At 58.8% G+C, this 1,503-nt stretch carries 2 protein-coding genes and 1 pseudogene; all 3 read left to right on the forward strand.

Translation table 11 applies throughout. The annotated features are described in order from the left end of the window. Positions 1-336: ATP-binding protein (locus JSE7799_RS18650; protein ID WP_144431643.1), on the forward strand; the 336-nt coding region annotated here is incomplete at its 5' end. A 38-nt stretch (positions 337-374) separates the two neighbouring features. Next, positions 375-1,118, forward strand: a complete 744-nt coding sequence (locus JSE7799_RS20755; RefSeq protein WP_144431816.1) for a GTA baseplate fiber-binding domain-containing protein — start codon at positions 375-377, stop codon at positions 1,116-1,118. 73 nt (positions 1,119-1,191) lie between these two features. Continuing rightward, positions 1,192-1,503: pseudogene (locus JSE7799_RS18655) on the forward strand (IS256 family transposase); the annotation flags it as partial.

Raw genomic sequence — 1,503 nt, forward strand, 5'->3', positions numbered from 1 at the left:
GAGCTGATGGAGGCGCGCGACGAGCGCCGTCTGCTCCGCCTGCAAAAGCAGCAGGCCGCCGTCAAGCTGCTCATCATCAACGAACTGGGCTTCGTGCCGCTGAGCAAGACCGGCGCAGAGCTCTTGTTCGAGCTGATCTCGCAGCGCTATGAGCGCGGCTCCACGATGATCACCAGCAACCTGCCGTTCGACGAATGGACCGAAACCTTCGGCACCGAACGCCTGACCGGCGCACTGCTCGACAGGCTGACACACCACGTCAACATCCTCGAGATGAACGGCGACAGCTATCGGCTCGGCCAAAGCCGCGCCCGAAAGGCCCAAGCCAGAACCTGATCACCCGCCACAGGATTGGCCCTGCGGGCCAATGCGCCATGGCACGCGCCAGCTATGCGGCAAGCGCGCGCGCCATGGCGCTTGGCGCCCTGTCGCTGGCCTGGTTTTGCGCCGCCGCGTGGCCGGTTTTTACTCCGCCGTTGACACTCTGGAGAATAGACAGGATCGAGGAGGGGCTAGATCGACGTGTATCTGCCGTTCGTACGGAACGTGAACTTTTTGAGCCAAGCGATGAGGTTGAAGATAGCTCTGGAAGAGTGAGGCCGTTGGCTCCTCTTCCAGTCGACGCGTTGATTATGAATCTCCCTACTTTGCGACCCGACGATCTTCCACATGCGCCGTACGTTGCCGTTGCGGGCTCACCTTGGCCGGGTTCCGCTGCGTTTTACCGGTCGCTTAACGGAAGTGATTATCGTCTGAGCAAAATCGTCGATGGGCCGTCGATCATTGGTGAAACGCTGACAGAGTTGCATGCGGCTCGTGCTGCTGTAGTTGATCACGGACCAGAGCTTCTCGTGCGGGTTGCATCCGGATCTCTCGCTTCAGTTGAGCACTCGGCATTTCTTGCCGGTGCGAATGCTGCAGTGATTGGAGATCACGTCCAAGACATTTGGGAGATTATCCAGTTTCGCGACGTCCGCCTAGTTAAGCCAAACGTATGGGCTATCAAAACTCGTTTGCGCGGACAAAAAGGCACCGAGGGGAAAATCCGCAGTACGTGGCCCATTGGAAGTCATATTGTCATGCTAGATGAAACCGGAGTTATGTCCGAAAGTTGGTGATGGCCTGAAGTAGGCGGCATATCATGGCGGTGTTCACGCGCCGTCAGTCTCAAAAGAGAAAGGATATGCCACCATGGCCAAATCTACCGTTGTCCCGTTCGAACTGCCATCGGAATTTTCTGCGGATCCGTTGACCGAGGTAATCCAAGCTGGGGCCAAGGAGCTTCTGCGAACGGCGGTTCAGGCGGAGGTATCCGCCTTCCTCGCCGAGCATGCGCATCTTCTGGACGAGGAGGGCCGCCAGCGTCTTGTGCGCCATGGTTTTCTGCCCGAGCGCGAGATGATGACCGGGATCGGGACCATTCCTGTGCAGGTCCCGCGCGTGCGCGATCGCGGCCGCAATGAAGATGGGAGCAAGATCAAGTTCCGCTCGGCGCTGGTACCG

Source organism: Jannaschia seosinensis (assembly GCF_001408515.1).
GTDB lineage: Bacteria > Pseudomonadota > Alphaproteobacteria > Rhodobacterales > Rhodobacteraceae > Jannaschia > Jannaschia seosinensis.